We start from the raw sequence: 13784 nt of genomic DNA, 5'->3' as shown, positions 1-13784 counted from the left end.
AGGATCTCCGGCTCGGGCCGGGCGGCGGGCTCGACGGCGGGCTCGGCGGCCACGGCGTTCCTCCTGGTGGGTCGGGCGATCGACGGCGCCCCATCGTGCCGCACGCCCCGGCCGACGAGGACGGCGGGGGCGCGCATCCGCACCCGGTGTCAGGCCCGGGTGGGCGCGGAGGCCGGTTCCGGAGAGGCTGCGGCGAGCGCGTCGTCCGCGCTGCTCGCCAGCAGCACCGGACGCGCCGGCCGCTGCGAGGGCAGACAGGCGGCCAGCACCAGGCCGACCAGCACCGCACCCGTCGCGATGACGAACGAGATCCGGAACCCCTCCATGCTGGGTACCTGGACCGGGCCCATGGCCACCGACGTGTTCGCCAGCACCATGCCGATCACCGCACTCGACACCGAGGTGCCGATCGACCGCATCAGGGTGTTGAGCCCGTTGGCCGCGCCCGTCTCCGACGGATCGACCGCGCCGATGATCAGCGCGGGCAGCGAGGAGTACGCGAGCCCGATCCCGGCCCCGAGCGTCACCGCGATCACCACGGTCTGCCACGCCGCGCTCATCAGGCCAAGCCCGGCCCCGTACCCGATCGCGATGATCAGCATGCCGAGCATCAGGGTCGCTTTGGGTCCGCGCCGGGCCGAGACACGGGCGTACACCGGGGCGACGAACATCATCGTCAGGCCCAGCGGCGCGACGCACAGCCCAGCCGTCACCATCGACTGGCCCAGCCCGTATCCGGTCGACGCGGGCAGCTGGAGCAACTGGGGCAGGACCAGGGAGACGCCGTAGAAGGCGACGCCCAGCATGATCGAGGCGAGGTTGGTGAGCAGCACCTCGCGCCGGACCGTGGTGCGCAGATCCACCAGTGGTGCGGCGGTGCGCAGTTCGAACAGGCCCCACAGGACGAGGATCAGCAGGGACGCGCCGATCAGTCCGAGCGTGGTGGGGGAGGTCCAGCCCCAGTCGCTGCCCTTCGTGATGGGCAGCAGCAGGCAGACCAGACCGAGCGAGAGCCCGAGCGCGCCGGTGACGTCGAAGCGTCCGGGGGCGCGCAGCGGAGGCTCGGGGACGACCAGGACGGTGAGCACCATGGCGGCCACGCCGAGCCCGGCCGATCCGAGGAAGAGGGTGTGCCAGTCGGCGTGCTGGGCGACCAGCGCGGCGGCGGGCAGGGCGAGCCCGCCGCCCACCCCGATCGACGAACTCATCAGGCCCATCGCCGAGCCGAGGCGCTCGGGCGGCAGCTCGTCGCGCATGATGCCGATGCCGAGCGGAATGGCACCCATGGCGAAGCCCTGGAGGGCACGCCCGGCGATCATCACGACGAGGTCGTCGGTGAACGCACAGACCAGCGAGCCGAACACCATGACGGCGAGGCCGGCGAGCAGCATCCGCCGCTTGCCGTAGAGGTCACCGAGCCGCCCCGTGATGGGCGTGGACACGGCCCCCGCCAGCAGGGTCGCCGTCATCACCCAGGTGGCGTTCGAAGGAGTGGTGTCGAGGAGTGCGGGCAGGTCCTTGATGACGGGAACGAGCAGGGTCTGCATCACCGCGACGGTGATACCCGCGAAGGCGAGGACGGGGACGACTCCGCGGCCCGCCCTGCTCTTCCTCGGACCGGGAAGGTCCCCGGCGAGCTGTTCGTTCGTCGTCCGTCGCATACGTGCGGCCTCCGGGCAGCGCTCACCACCCGGGCTCCCCCCAAGTGTGTGCATGCTGAACGCTTCCGTACGCCCGTGGTATTCCGGTGAACGGGACGCGAAGCCTGAGCGGATCGAAACGACCGGTCTTCTGACCTTCCGTCAGAATGAAACGTGTTCTACTCTTGCGCCGTTCCAGTGGCTGCGACCGGCGAGGAACCGCATGGGCATCGGCATCACCGAAGAGCATCGCGCCTTGGCGCAGGCCGTACGGGGCGGGCTGGCCCGCGCCGTCCCGCCCCGGGAGACACGCGCACTCCTGGACGCGGAGCACCCTCCCGCGCCCGGCACCCGCCCCGCGCACTGGGACGCGCTCGCCGGGCAGGGACTCCTGGGCATCCACCTGCCCGAGGAGTACGGGGGCGGGGGCGGGGCGATCCTCGACCTCGCCGTGGTCCTGGAAGAGGCGGCGTACGCCTCGCTCCCCGGCCCGTACGTGGCCTCCGTCCTGACCTCGGCGGTCCTGCACCGGGCGGACGTCCTGGACCGCGGGGGCTTCGCGGGTCTCGTCAAGGCCCTCGCGACCGGTGACCGCATCGGAGCCGCGGCGCTCGGCGCGGGCACCCTCACCGCCGTGGAGAGCGAGGGCGGCCACCTCCTCGACGGCGCGGCCCCGCCCGTTCTCGGCGGCGCCGGCGCCGATCTCCTGCTGCTCGCCGCGAACTCGGCCACCGGCACCCTGTGGTTCGCCGTCGACGCCGGTACGGAGGGGCTGACCGTACGCCCGCACCGCGGCGTCGACCCGACGCGCCCCACGGCCGAGGTCCACGCCAGCGGCGTCCGCGTCCCCGCCCACCGGGCCGTCGCCACCGACACCGCGTCCGTCCGCGACCTCGCCGCCGCGCTCATGGCCGCAGACGCCTGCGGCACTGCCGCGCGTTCCCTGCACACGGCCGGCGAACACGCCAAGGTGCGGGAGCAGTTCGGCCGCCCCATCGGGCGGTTCCAGGCCGTCAAGCACCTCTGTGCCGACATGCTCGTCCGGCTCGAACAGGCCCGCGCCCTCACCTGGGACGCCGCCCGGACCATCGACGAGGCTTCCGGCGGGACCGCCGAGAGGACCTCCGGCGTGCGAGGGCTGACCGCCGCCCTCGCCGCCGCCACCGCGCTCGACGCCGCGTACAGCTGCGCCAAGGACTGCATCCAGATCCTCGGCGGCATCGGCTTCACCTGGGAACACGACGCCCACCTCCAGCTGCGCCGGGCCGTGGTGGCACGGCAACTGCTCGGCGCCGGTGACGCACACCGGCTCCGCGCCGTCCGGCTCGCCGAGAGCGGCGCCCGCCGCGAACTCACCCTGGAACTCCCCGCCGAGGCGGCCGCACACCGCGCCGAGGCCCGGCAGGTTCTCGCCGCCGCCCGCGGCCTCGACCCCCGGGCCGCCCGCCGCGCCCTCGCCCCGGCCGGCTACGCGGCCCCGAACCTCCCCGCCCCGTACGGACTCGGCGCCGGCCCTGTCCAGCAGCTCGCCGTCCAGCAGGAGCTGAAGGCTCAGGGCATCAAGGTGAGCGACCTCGGGATCGCCACCTGGGTGGTGCCCTCCCTCCTCGCGTACGGGACCGAGGCCCAGCAGGAGCGCTTCCTGATGCCCACCCTGCGGGGCGAACTCCTCTGGTGCCAGCTCTTCTCCGAGCCCGACGCGGGGTCCGACCTCGCCTCGCTGCGCACCAGGGCCGTACGGACCGAGGAGGGCTGGCGCGTCACCGGCCAGAAGGTCTGGACGAGCGCCGCCCGGTCGGCCGACCACGGCATCCTGCTCGCCCGGACCGACCCGGACGCCCCCAAGCACCGAGGCCTCACCTACTTCCTGGTGGATATGAAAAGTGCCCGGGGCATCGACATCCGGCCGCTGAAGGAGATCACCGGGGACTCCCTCTTCAACGAGGTCTACTTCGACGACGTCCTGCTGCCGGCCGACGCGGTCGTCGGCGATGTCGACGACGGCTGGCGGGTCGCCCGCAACACCCTGGGCAACGAACGCGTCCACATGGCCGACCAGATGACGTTCGACACCGGACTCGAAGCGCTGATCGCCCGCGCCGCCGAACTCGACGGAGCGGCCCGCACCCGCGTCGGCGCGCTCGCCGCCGAGGCCCACGCCCTGGCGTGCATCGGACTGCGGACCACGCTCAAGCAGGTCTCGGGCCTGGAACCGGGTGCCGGAGCCTCCGTACGCAAGCTCGTACAGACCACGCACCAGCAGAAGGTCGCCGAACTCACCCTGGAACTCCTGGGGCCCGGGGGCGCGACCGCCGAAGGAGCCGCGGAACGGGCCGTGCACGGCTTCCTGATGTCGCGCTGTCTGACCATCGCGGGCGGCACCACACAGGTCCAGCTCAACCTCGTCGCCGAGCGCATCCTCGGCCTCCCGCGTGACTGAAGGGACGAACCCATGACCACGAAGGCGTACATCGTCGGCGTCGGGATGACGAAGTTCGAGAAGCCCGAGACCCGCGACTGGCAGTACTGGGACATGGCCAGGGAGGCCGGCACCAAGGCGCTCGACGACGCGGGCGTCCGGTACGAACAGGTCGAGCAGGTCCCCGTCGGCTACTGCTTCCAGCCCTCCACCGCGGGGCAGCGGGCCGTCTACGAACTCGGGCTGACCGGGGTGCCCGTCTACAACGTCAACAACAACTGCGCCACCGGCTCCACCGTGCTCATGCTGGCCCGCCAGTTCGTCGAAGGCGGCAACGCCGACTGCGTGCTGGCCCTCGGCTTCGAGAAGATGACGCGCGGCTCGCTCGGCGGCGGAGCAGCCGACGGCGGCGCCGCGGACTTCCGGACCTCACCCGTCGCCCGGCACTACGGCATCATGGCCGCCGCCCACGGCTTCGAGATGACCCCGCCCACCGCCCAGATCTTCGGCAACGCGGCACGCGAACACATGGAGCGGTACGGGACGACGGAGGCGCAGCTGGCGGCGGTCGGAGCCAAGAACCACCGGCACTCGGTGAACAACCCCTACGCCCAGTTCCAGGACCCGTACACCGTCGACGAGGTCCTCGCCGCCAGGACCGTCCACCGGCCCCTGACCAAGCTCCAGTGCTCGCCCACCTCGGACGGCTCGGCCGCCGCCGTCGTCGTGTCGGAACGCTTCGTCGAGCGGCACGGACTCTGGCACAAGGCCGTCGAGATCGCCGCCCAGGCCATGACCACCGACACCGGCGACTCCTTCGCCTCCGGCACCTGCGTCGACGCCGTCGGAGCGCCCATGTCCCGGGCCGCGGCCCAGCAGGTCTACGCGGCCTCCGGGCTCGCGGCCGAGGACCTCGACGTCATCGAGCTCCATGACTGCTTCTCCATCAACGAACTCCTCACCTACGAGGCGCTCGGCCTGTGCGCGGAGGGCGAGTCCGGCAAGCTCATCGAGTCCGGGGCCACCACGTACGGAGGCCGATGGGTGGTCAACCCCTCCGGTGGCCTGATCTCCAAGGGCCACCCCCTGGGCGCCACCGGCATCGCACAGGCCGCCGAACTGACCTGGCAGCTCCGGGGCGAGGCGGGCGCACGCCAGGTACCCGGCGCACGCACCGGGCTCGCCCACAACATCGGACTGGGCGGCGCGGCGGTCGTCACGGTCCTACGCCGCTAGACCTGGACCTGGACCTGGACCCGGACCTGGACCCGGACCTGGACCTGGTAAGGACCGGGCACCCAAACGGATGTACGGAGCACTCGACGCCTGAGACCATGACGCCCATGGCCGATGTCTCCACACCCACACTCATACCCGACCGCAGAACCACCAGCACCTGGGCGGTGGTGTTCGCCGCCTGCACCGGCCAGTTCCTCGTCGTCCTCGACGTGTCCGTCGTCAACGTGGCACTGCCTTCCATGCGTACGGACCTGGCGCTGAGTGCCTCCGCGCTCCAGTGGGTCGTCAACGCCTACGTGATCGCGTTCGCCGGATTCATGCTCCTCGGCGGACGGGCGGCGGACATATACGGCCGCAAGCGCATGTTCCTCATAGGACTCGGCGTCTTCACCGCCGCCTCCCTGGCCGGTGGACTCGCCCAGGAGGGATGGCAGTTGCTGGCCGCCCGCGCCGCCCAGGGCCTCGGCGCGGCCGTGCTGTCCCCGGCGACCCTCACCATCCTCACCGCCGCCGTTCCCGAGGGCCCCGCGAGGAGCAGGGCGATCGGCACCTGGATGGCGGTCGGCGCGGGCGGCGGCGCGGCGGGCGGCCTGATCGGCGGGGTGCTCACCGACGCCCTCTCCTGGCGCTGGGTCCTGCTGATCAACGTGCCCATCGGCGCCCTCGTCCTCACCGGCGCCGCCCTCCGGCTCGCGGAGGGCGTGGCGGGCGACCGGCGCCGCGTCGACCTGCCCGGCGCGGTCCTCGTCACGGCGGGCCTCGCCACGGTCGCGTACGGCATCGTGCAGACCGAGTCCGAGGGCTGGACGGCGGCGGCCACCCTCCTGCCCCTGCTCTCGGGCCTGGCGCTGCTCGCCGTGTTCGTCCTGGTCGAGGCGCGGACGGCGGCGCCGCTGATGCCCCTGCGCGTCCTCGGCGTACGGGCGGTGTCGTCGGCGAACGTGGCGATGCTGCTGATGGGGTCCGCGACGTTCTCCATGTGGTACTTCGTCACCATGTACGCGCAGAACGTGCTCGGGTACAGCCCGCTCCAGGCCGGAGCGGCCCTCATACCCACGTCCGCCGCCGTCGTCATCGCCTCGAAACTCGCCCCTCGCGTCATGGTCCGCACGGGCGCGAAGAGCCTGGCCGTGATCGGGGTCCTGGTCACGGCCTCCGGCTTCGCCTGGCAGTCCACCATGGGCGTCGACGGCACGTACCTCACCGCGGTCTGCCTTCCCGGCCTCCTGATGATGGGCGGAGCGGGCCTCGCTTCCACCCCCCTGGCCACCCTCGCCACGACGGGGGCCGAACCCGGGGACGCCGGGCTCGTCTCGGGGCTGGTCAACACCTCACGCACGATGGGCGGCGCGCTCGGCCTCTCCGTACTGTCCACCGTCGCCGCGTCGCGCACCGGCGGCTCCGGCGCGGCGGCCGAGGTCACGGCCGGTTACGCGCTGTCGTTCCGGGTCGCCTGCGCGGTGCTGCTGGCAGGCGTGGTCATCATGCTGCTCTGGCTGCCGGGGCACCGGCCCGCGCGCCCGAAGGGCTGACCCGCGAGAAGCCCTACAGCCACCCCTGCTGCCGAGCCGCCCTCATCGCCTCCATGCGGTTGCGGGTGCCGGTCTTGCCGATCGCTGACGACAGGTAGTTACGGACGGTCGACTCGGACAGCCGCAGCTTCACCGCGATGTCGGAGACCGTCGCCCCGTCCACGGATGCGTTCAGCGCGTCGCGTTCGCGCGCCGTGAGCGGGCTGGGCCCCGCGCCCAGGGCCGCCGCCGCGAGCGCCGGATCGATCACGGTCTCGCCACGCAGCACCTTCCGGATCGCCTGGGCGAGCTCCTCGACCGGCCCGTCCTTGACCAGGAAGCCCGCGGCGCCGGCCTCCATGGCACGACGCAGATAGCCGGGACGCCCGAAGGTCGTGAGGATCAGCACCCGGCAGTCGGGCACCTCGTCCCGCAGCGACGCGGCGGCGTCCAGCCCGCTCATCCCCGGCATCTCGATGTCCAGCAACGCCACATCGGGCCGCGCCAGCAGAGCCGCCCCCACGATCTCGTCCCCGGCCCCCACCTGCGCGACGACCTCGATGTCCTCCTCCATGCCCAGCAGCAGGGCGAGCGCGCCCCGCATCATGCCCTGGTCCTCGGCGAGAAGAACTCGTACAGACCGCGCGGGGCGGTGGTCCTGCGGCATCTCGTTCACGGGAACAGGTTAGGGCCGGCGGGCTGTTGGCCCGGGCGGGCACCGCGCCGATCACATGAGCGGCGCCTGCTCCCCGGACTCCGTCGTCTCCGTCACCGGGAGTTCGGCGGTCACGAGGAATCCGCCGCGTACCGCCGGCCCCGCTTCCAGTGAGCCGCCCGCTGCCGCGAGCCGTTCCGTCAGGCCCTTGAGGCCGGTGCCGGTGCGACCTCCCGGCTGTTGGTCGGAGGGCGTGCCCCGGCCGTTGTCGGTGATCTTCAGGCGGACGCGTTCCGTCGAGCCCTCCACCGCGATCTCGCAGCGGGACGCGCCGCTGTGCCGTACGGCGTTGGTGACCGATTCCCGTACCACCCAGCCCAGCAGCGCCTCGCTCTGTGCCGTGAGCGGCGGTCCCGACTGGCGTACGACGGGCTCGATCCCGGCGGCGGAGAGTACCGAGCGTGCCTGGTCCAGTTCCGTGGCCAGGCTGCCCTCGCGGTAGCCGGTGACGGCCTCGCGGATCTCGGTGAGGGCCTGGCGGCCGACCGATTCGATGTCGGAGACCTGCTCCAGCGCCGCGTCCATGTCGCGCGGGGCGAGCCGGCGGGCGGCCTCGGACTTCACGACGATCACCGAGAGGGTGTGGCCCAGCAGGTCGTGCAGATCGCGGGAGAAGCGCAGGCGTTCCCGTTCCACCGCCGTGCGGGCCAGCTCCTCCCGGGTTTCCCGGAGTTCCTTGACCGTCTCGGAGAGCGCGAGGATCGCTGCCGTCACCATCGCGGAGATGAACGTCCCGTACGCGACGTTGATGGCGCCCCAGCCGTCCCTGAGCCCCGCGATCAGTCCGGCCAGTGCGCTCAGGCCGAGGACGACCGGGCCGAGGTGCCTGCCTCGCATGATCGAGCCGGTGGCCAGGCCGAGCAGCATGAAGAAGAGCAGCCAGCTGCCGCCGTACGTCAGGGCGAGCGCACAGGTGACCACGCCCAGGGCGACCAGGGCCCAACGGGTGCGGGGAGCCTCCCGTGCCCTTCTGTCGAAGGCCCTGAACACCACATAGATATAGAGGGAGTTGAAGGTGACGATGCCTATTCCGCCGACCCAGGGGTTGGGGGTCGTGCCCTGGAGGAGGTTGGAGAAGGCGCCCATCCCCATGAGCAGCCACGGGAGAAGCGCGAAACCATTGGGCGGCCCCATGTGTTCGGGCCCCCTGGCGGTCCTCTTCGCCGCCTTCCGGTCCGCCGTGGCCTTCTTCGCCCGGAAGTCGGCCTTCCACGCGGCGTACCGCTTGCTCATCACCGGCATCGTCACTCCCGTCACGCGGTCCGCGCGGCCCTGCGGTACGAGGCCACAGCGTACGAGCCGAAGACCACGAGCCAGCCGGTGAGGACGGCGATCGTGGCAGGGCCCGGCGCCGATCCCTCCGTCACCGCCCAGCCGAGCTCCGCGAACCGGTTGGCCGGGGTGTACACGGCGAGGGAGGCCAGCCACCCGGGGAACAGTTCCAGAGGGAACCAGAGACCGCCGATGACCGAGAGCCCCATCAGGCCGACCGTGTTCGCCACGCCCATCGTCTGGGGGCTCAGCCGGTAGCCGTTGCCGAGTCCCAGCAGGGTGAAGGGGAGCGCTCCGGCCCACAGCAGGAGCGTCAGCGCCGCCCACTGCCAGGCATCCAGCCGTACGCCGTTGACCAGCGCGCCCGCGGCGAGCACCGCGATGATCCCCGGCAGTACGGTCACCGAGCCGCTGACTGCCCGCCCCGTCACCACCCGGGATGGAGCGAGCGGGGTGACGCGCAGTTGCCGCAGCCAGCCGGTCGACCTGTCGGTGGAGACCCCGATGCCGGCGCTCATGGCGGAACCGAGCGCGCCGTACGCCGCCATGCCGACCATGGCCGTGACCCGCCACGGTGCGGAATCCTCGCCGCCCGTCCCGATGTTGGTGAAGAGCAGATACATCACGACGGGCATACCGATACCGAAGATCACGAACATCGTGTCGCGCAGCGTGCGCCGCATTTCGAGCTTGATGTACTCCAGCATCAGACCGTCTCGCTTTCGTGAGTGCTCTCGGGTGCGGTGCTCGCGGGCGCGGTGCTTCCGTGTGCGGTGAGGGACAGGAAGGCGTCCTCCAGGCTCGCGGGGGAGACCTCGAGCCGCCGGATCGCGCCGCGCGCGGCCAGGGCCGTGACCGTGGCGTCCGAGTCGTCGCTGCGGAGCCGGGCGCGGTCCCCGTGGATCTCGATGGACGTGACGCCGGGCAGCTGGGCCAGCCCCTCCGTACCGCCGCCCGCGAGGTCGAAGGCGACCAGGCCGCCGCCGACCGACTGCTTGATGTGCTCGCCGCTGCCGTCCGCGACGATCCGGCCCGCGTCGAGTACGACGATGCGGTCGGCGTTCTCGTCGGCCTCCGTCAGGTAGTGCGTCGAGAAGAGCACGGTGTTGCCCCGCGCGGCGTACGAGCGCATCGACGCCCAGAACGCCCGCCGGGCCTCCACGTCGAGCGCGGCGGTCGGCTCGTCGAGGACCAGCAGTTCGGGGTTGCCCGCCAGGGCGACCGCGAAGCGCACCCGCTGGGTCTGGCCGCCGGAGAGCTTGTCGACGCGTCGTCCGGCGAAGCCGGTCAGCCCGGCCAGCGCCAGCGCCTCCGCGACCGGCATCGGCCGCGGATAGGTGGAGGCGACGAACGCGATCAGCTCCCGCACCGTGATCCGGGAGACCCCCGAACCGTCCTGCGGCATCGCCCCGATCCGTCCGGCCCGCACCGCCCGTCCGGGGGTGTCACCGAAGAGCCGCACCTGTCCGGCGTCGGGCTCGTCCAGGCCGAGGAGGAGGCCGATCGTGGAGGACTTGCCCGCGCCGTTCCGCCCGAGCAGGGCGACGGTCTCGCCGCGCCGTACGGCGAGGTCGATGCCGTCCACGGCCCGTACGGAGCCGTAGTGCTTGACCGCCCCGTCGAAGCTCACCACGGGTGCGAAGTCCGGTGTCTGCGTCATGCCGACGACGGTACGGAGGAGGCGGTCACCCCCGGCAGATGCGGATGTACGGACTCGGCGGTGACAAATGTACTGGCCCGCCCACAACCGGATCTGACGTGACGTCAGTGGTATTCACAACTGCTGGGGCTTGCGTTATACATAGGGCCATCGGCCCTAGAACACGTTCTAGAAGAAGACCGGGCCGGTCCGCACGCGACCTCGGTGCGGCCGACGGTGCGGACGGCCGTGCCGGGGTCTCTCCGCCAGCAGGACCAACCAATAAGGAGCAGAACGCCCATGCCCATTGATGCCGTGAAGGCGGTCGCCGCCGAGCCCCGGACCGCCGAGATCCAGTGGGACCACAAGGACGTCCAGCTCTACCACCTCGGCCTCGGCGCGGGCATCCCCGCCACCGACCCCGCCGAACTGCGCTACACCCTGGAGTCCCGGCTCCACGTGCTGCCCACCTTCGCCACCGTCGCGGGCACGGGAAAGGGCGTGACCAGTGTGGTCTCCCTGCCGGGCATCGACATCGAGCTCGCGTCCCTCCTGCACGGCGCCCAGTCCGTACGCGTGCACCGGCCGATCCCCGTGAAGGGACGCGCCGTGCAGAGCGCCACGGTCGCGGCCGTGTACGACAAGGGCACCGCGGCCGTCATCGTGCTGCGCACCGAGGCGGCGGACGACGACGGCCCCCTGTGGACCAACGAGGCCCAGCTCTTCGTACGCGGCGAAGGCGGCTTCGGCGGCGAACGTGGCCCTTCCGCGAAGTTCGCCCTGCCGGCCGTGGTCCCCCACCACACCGTGGAGCGGCACGTCCGCGAGGACCAGGCCCTGCTGTACCGGCTCTCCGGGGACTGGAACCCGCTCCACGCCGACCCCGGCTTCGCCGCGCGGGCCGGCTTCGACCGGCCGATCCTGCACGGGCTGTGCACCTACGGCATGACGGTCAAGGCCGTCGCGGACACCGTGCTCGGCGGAGACGTCTCCAGGATCCGCGCGTGCGGCACCCGCTTCGCCGGCGTCGCGTTCCCCGGCGAAACCCTCCGTATCCGCATATGGACCGGAGACGGGGGCGCCCGGGTGACTGTGAGCGCCGTCGAACGGGACGGCGCACCGGTCCTCGACAGCACGCTCGTCGAATACTCCTGAACCACTCCATGAGGGGAGCCGCACCATGCGCGCAGCCGTACTGCACGAGATAGGCCAGGACAAACTGGAAGTCCTCGACGACGTCGAGGCGGTGGGCTTCGGCCCCGGCAAGGTCAAGCTCCGCATCCGGGCCACCGGACTCTGCCACTCCGACGTCTCCGCGATGAGCGGAGTGCTGCCGCAGCCAGCCCCCTTCATCCCAGGCCACGAGGGCGCGGGCGAGGTCATCGACATCGGCGACGGGGTGACCGGGCTCGCCCAGGGGGACCGCGTCCTCGTCTGCTGGCTGCCCGCCTGCGGTGCCTGTCCGTCGTGCAGGCGCGGACAGACCCACCTCTGCCTCGCCGGTTTCATGAACGCGGGCACCCCCAACTTCAAGCGCCCCGGCGGTGATGTCTTCGGCTTCGCGGGGACCGGCACCTTCACCGAGGAGGTCGTCGTCGGCGCGGGCTGCGCGGTGCCGATCCCCGACGACGTGCCCTTCGACATCGCCGCGCTGATCGGCTGCGGAGTCACCACAGGGCTCGGCGCCGCCATCAACACCGCGCAGGTCGAGGCCGGTTCGTCGGTCGCCGTGATCGGCTGCGGCGGCGTCGGCATCTCCACGATCCAGGGCGCGCGGGTCCAGGGCGCCGCCCAGATCGTCGCCGTGGACCCGGTCGCCTCACGCCGCGAGGCGGCGCTGCGGTTCGGCGCCACCGAGGCGGTGTCACCGGACGAACTCGCCGACGCCAAACAGCGGATCACGAGCGGCGAGGGCTTCGACTACGTCTTCGAGGTCGTCGGGAAGTCGGTGACGGCCCGCACGGCGTACGAGAACACCCGGCGCGGCGGCACGCTCTGCGTCGTCGGCGCGGGCGCGATGGACGACAACTTCCAGGCCAGCATGTTCGAGCTGTTCTTCGACGAGAAGCGGATTCTTCCCTCCATGTACGGCGGAGGGGACGTGCTCCGGTCCTACGAGCGGGCCATCGCCCTGTGGCGTGCGGGCCGCATCGACCTCGAATCGATGATCACCCACCGGGTGCGGCTCGACGGCATCAACGACGCCCTGGACCAGATGAGGACCGGCGAGTCGCTGCGCACCTGCATCGAGCTCTGACCTCCTCCCCCTCCTCCCACCCCACCGGACTGCCGAGAAGGACGCTGAGGACTGCGATGTCACATCCCCTTCCCCTGGAGGGCCTGGCCGCGATCGTCACCGGCGCCGGCCGCGGCCTCGGGCGCGCCGAGGCACTGGAACTGGCGCGGCTGGGCGCGGCCGTCGTCGTCAACGACTACGGGCAGCCGGGCCGCGACGGCTCGGGCGAGGCGTCGGCCGCGCCCGCCGAGGAGGTCGCCGCGGAGATCCGGGCGGCGGGCGGGCGGGCGGTCGCCCATCTCGGTGACGTCTCCGACCACGCGCAGGCACGCGCGCTGGTCGAACTGGCCGTGTCCACCTACGGAAAGCTCGACATCCTCGTCAACAACGCGGGCATCCTGCGCGACCGGATGATCTTCTCGATGACCGAGGACGAGTGGGACTCCGTCATCCGGGTCCACCTCAAGGGCCACTTCAACACCACGCACTTCGCCGCATCCCACTGGCGCGCCCGCTCCAAGGAGGCCGGCGGTCCCGTGTACGGCCGGATCGTCAACACCTCGTCCGAGGCGTTCCTCGCGGGCTCCGCCGGTCAGCCGAACTACGCGGCGGCGAAGGGCGGCATCGTCGGACTCACCACCTCCACCGCCCAGGCGCTGGCCCGGTACGGCGTCACCGCCAACGCCATCTGTCCGCGCGCCCGCACCCGTATGACGGAGGACGTCTTCGCCGGCTTCCAGGAACCGGCCGACGGCAGCCTGGACGCGCTGGCCCCCGAGCATGTCTCCCCGCTCGTCGGCTACCTGGCGTCCCCGGCGGCGGACAAGGTCAACGGTCAGCTGTTCGTCGTCCACGGCGGCATGGTCGCGGTTGTCGAACGCCCCAGGGTGGCGGCCAAGTTCGACTCGGCCAAGGAGACGTTCACCTTCGCCGAGCTGGACGGGCTGATCACGCCGTACTACGAGGCCCGGCCGCCGAACGAGACCTTCGCGGCGGTGGAAGTCCTCGGCCTGAAACGGGAGTAGACGACAACGGGGGAGGGGGCGCGCCCCCCCGCCGCGGGGGGGGGGCCGCCCCCCCCACCGAGGGAAAAAGAGGTGGGGGGCGGGGGGA

11 protein-coding genes are annotated in these 13784 nt (G+C 71.9%); 6 read left to right on the top strand and 5 right to left on the bottom strand.

Annotated elements, in window-relative coordinates; translation table 11 throughout:
* Positions 1 to 149 precede the first annotated feature (149 nt).
* Positions 150 to 1661 carry an MFS transporter gene (locus ACFWSK_RS26760; protein ID WP_383791128.1) on the bottom strand — a complete coding sequence of 504 codons (1512 nt, stop codon included), beginning with the start codon at positions 1659 to 1661 and terminating at the stop codon, positions 150 to 152.
* Between the two features lie 202 nt (positions 1662 to 1863).
* Here ACFWSK_RS26760 and ACFWSK_RS26755 point away from each other — a divergent pair, with 202 nt between their 5' ends.
* The 3 genes from ACFWSK_RS26755 to ACFWSK_RS26745 all read left to right on the top strand — a co-directional run bounded on the left by ACFWSK_RS26755 (position 1864) and on the right by ACFWSK_RS26745 (position 6830).
* Positions 1864 to 4080: an acyl-CoA dehydrogenase gene (locus ACFWSK_RS26755; RefSeq protein ID WP_383791125.1), complete on the top strand. Its 2217-nt coding sequence runs from the start codon at positions 1864 to 1866 to the stop codon at positions 4078 to 4080.
* A gap of 12 nt (positions 4081 to 4092) precedes the next feature.
* Entirely contained in the window at positions 4093 to 5295 is a 1203-nt protein-coding gene (locus ACFWSK_RS26750; RefSeq protein ID WP_383791122.1) for a lipid-transfer protein, read from the top strand.
* A gap of 98 nt (positions 5296 to 5393) precedes the next feature.
* Complete coding sequence (locus tag ACFWSK_RS26745) at positions 5394 to 6830, top strand: MFS transporter (RefSeq protein ID WP_383791119.1); 1437 nt, start codon at positions 5394 to 5396, stop codon at positions 6828 to 6830.
* Between the two features lie 13 nt (positions 6831 to 6843).
* Here ACFWSK_RS26745 and ACFWSK_RS26740 read toward each other — a convergent pair whose 3' ends face one another.
* From ACFWSK_RS26740 to ACFWSK_RS26725, 4 genes are read right to left on the bottom strand one after another with little or no spacing between them, the layout of a single operon-like run.
* A complete protein-coding gene (locus ACFWSK_RS26740) occupies positions 6844 to 7476 on the bottom strand; it encodes a response regulator (RefSeq protein ID WP_383791267.1) in 633 nt (210 codons plus the stop codon).
* Positions 7477 to 7536: 60 nt separating this feature from the next.
* Positions 7537 to 8757 (bottom strand): histidine kinase, encoded by a 1221-nt coding sequence (locus ACFWSK_RS26735; RefSeq protein WP_383791116.1) that lies wholly within the window; start codon positions 8755 to 8757, stop codon positions 7537 to 7539.
* Positions 8758 to 8777: 20 nt separating this feature from the next.
* Positions 8778 to 9503 (bottom strand): ABC transporter permease, encoded by a 726-nt coding sequence (locus tag ACFWSK_RS26730; protein WP_383791112.1) that lies wholly within the window; start codon positions 9501 to 9503, stop codon positions 8778 to 8780.
* Positions 9503 to 10456, bottom strand: coding sequence for an ATP-binding cassette domain-containing protein (locus ACFWSK_RS26725; protein ID WP_383791109.1), 954 nt, complete (start codon positions 10454 to 10456; stop codon positions 9503 to 9505). The genes ACFWSK_RS26730 and ACFWSK_RS26725 overlap by 1 nt, the downstream gene beginning before the upstream one ends.
* 279 nt (positions 10457 to 10735) lie before the next feature.
* Between ACFWSK_RS26725 and ACFWSK_RS26720 the strand changes: the two genes are divergently transcribed.
* From ACFWSK_RS26720 to ACFWSK_RS26710, 3 genes are read left to right on the top strand one after another with little or no spacing between them, the layout of a single operon-like run.
* A complete protein-coding gene (locus ACFWSK_RS26720) occupies positions 10736 to 11590 on the top strand; it encodes a MaoC/PaaZ C-terminal domain-containing protein (RefSeq protein WP_383791106.1) in 855 nt (284 codons plus the stop codon).
* Positions 11591 to 11615: 25 nt separating this feature from the next.
* Positions 11616 to 12692, top strand: a complete 1077-nt coding sequence (locus tag ACFWSK_RS26715; protein ID WP_383791104.1) for a Zn-dependent alcohol dehydrogenase — start codon at positions 11616 to 11618, stop codon at positions 12690 to 12692.
* A gap of 56 nt (positions 12693 to 12748) precedes the next feature.
* Positions 12749 to 13696 carry a 3-oxoacyl-ACP reductase gene (locus ACFWSK_RS26710; RefSeq protein WP_383791101.1) on the top strand — a complete coding sequence of 316 codons (948 nt, stop codon included), beginning with the start codon at positions 12749 to 12751 and terminating at the stop codon, positions 13694 to 13696.
* Positions 13697 to 13784: the final 88 nt, after the last annotated feature.

This window comes from Streptomyces sp. NPDC058620 (genome assembly GCF_042717135.1).
Taxonomy (GTDB): domain Bacteria; phylum Actinomycetota; class Actinomycetes; order Streptomycetales; family Streptomycetaceae; genus Streptomyces.
Note: the sequence above shows the minus strand (reverse complement) of the source record. Positions and strands in the feature narration are given on the sequence as shown.

What these genes read in the sequence shown, in the direction of transcription:
- ACFWSK_RS26760 (WP_383791128.1), bottom strand. Translation starts at nt 1,661, where the DNA reads ATGCGACGGACGACGAACGAACAGCTCGCCGGGGACCTTCCCGGTCCG.
- ACFWSK_RS26735 (WP_383791116.1), bottom strand. Translation starts at nt 8,757, where the DNA reads ATGAGCAAGCGGTACGCCGCGTGGAAGGCCGACTTCCGGGCGAAGAAG.
- ACFWSK_RS26725 (WP_383791109.1), bottom strand. Translation starts at nt 10,456, where the DNA reads ATGACGCAGACACCGGACTTCGCACCCGTGGTGAGCTTCGACGGGGCG.
- ACFWSK_RS26750 (WP_383791122.1), top strand. Translation starts at nt 4,093, where the DNA reads ATGACCACGAAGGCGTACATCGTCGGCGTCGGGATGACGAAGTTCGAG.
- ACFWSK_RS26745 (WP_383791119.1), top strand. Translation starts at nt 5,394, where the DNA reads ATGACGCCCATGGCCGATGTCTCCACACCCACACTCATACCCGACCGC.
- ACFWSK_RS26715 (WP_383791104.1), top strand. Translation starts at nt 11,616, where the DNA reads ATGCGCGCAGCCGTACTGCACGAGATAGGCCAGGACAAACTGGAAGTC.
- ACFWSK_RS26710 (WP_383791101.1), top strand. Translation starts at nt 12,749, where the DNA reads ATGTCACATCCCCTTCCCCTGGAGGGCCTGGCCGCGATCGTCACCGGC.
- ACFWSK_RS26720 (WP_383791106.1), top strand. Translation starts at nt 10,736, where the DNA reads ATGCCCATTGATGCCGTGAAGGCGGTCGCCGCCGAGCCCCGGACCGCC.
- ACFWSK_RS26740 (WP_383791267.1), bottom strand. Translation starts at nt 7,476, where the DNA reads ATGCCGCAGGACCACCGCCCCGCGCGGTCTGTACGAGTTCTTCTCGCC.
- ACFWSK_RS26730 (WP_383791112.1), bottom strand. Translation starts at nt 9,503, where the DNA reads ATGCTGGAGTACATCAAGCTCGAAATGCGGCGCACGCTGCGCGACACG.
- ACFWSK_RS26755 (WP_383791125.1), top strand. Translation starts at nt 1,864, where the DNA reads ATGGGCATCGGCATCACCGAAGAGCATCGCGCCTTGGCGCAGGCCGTA.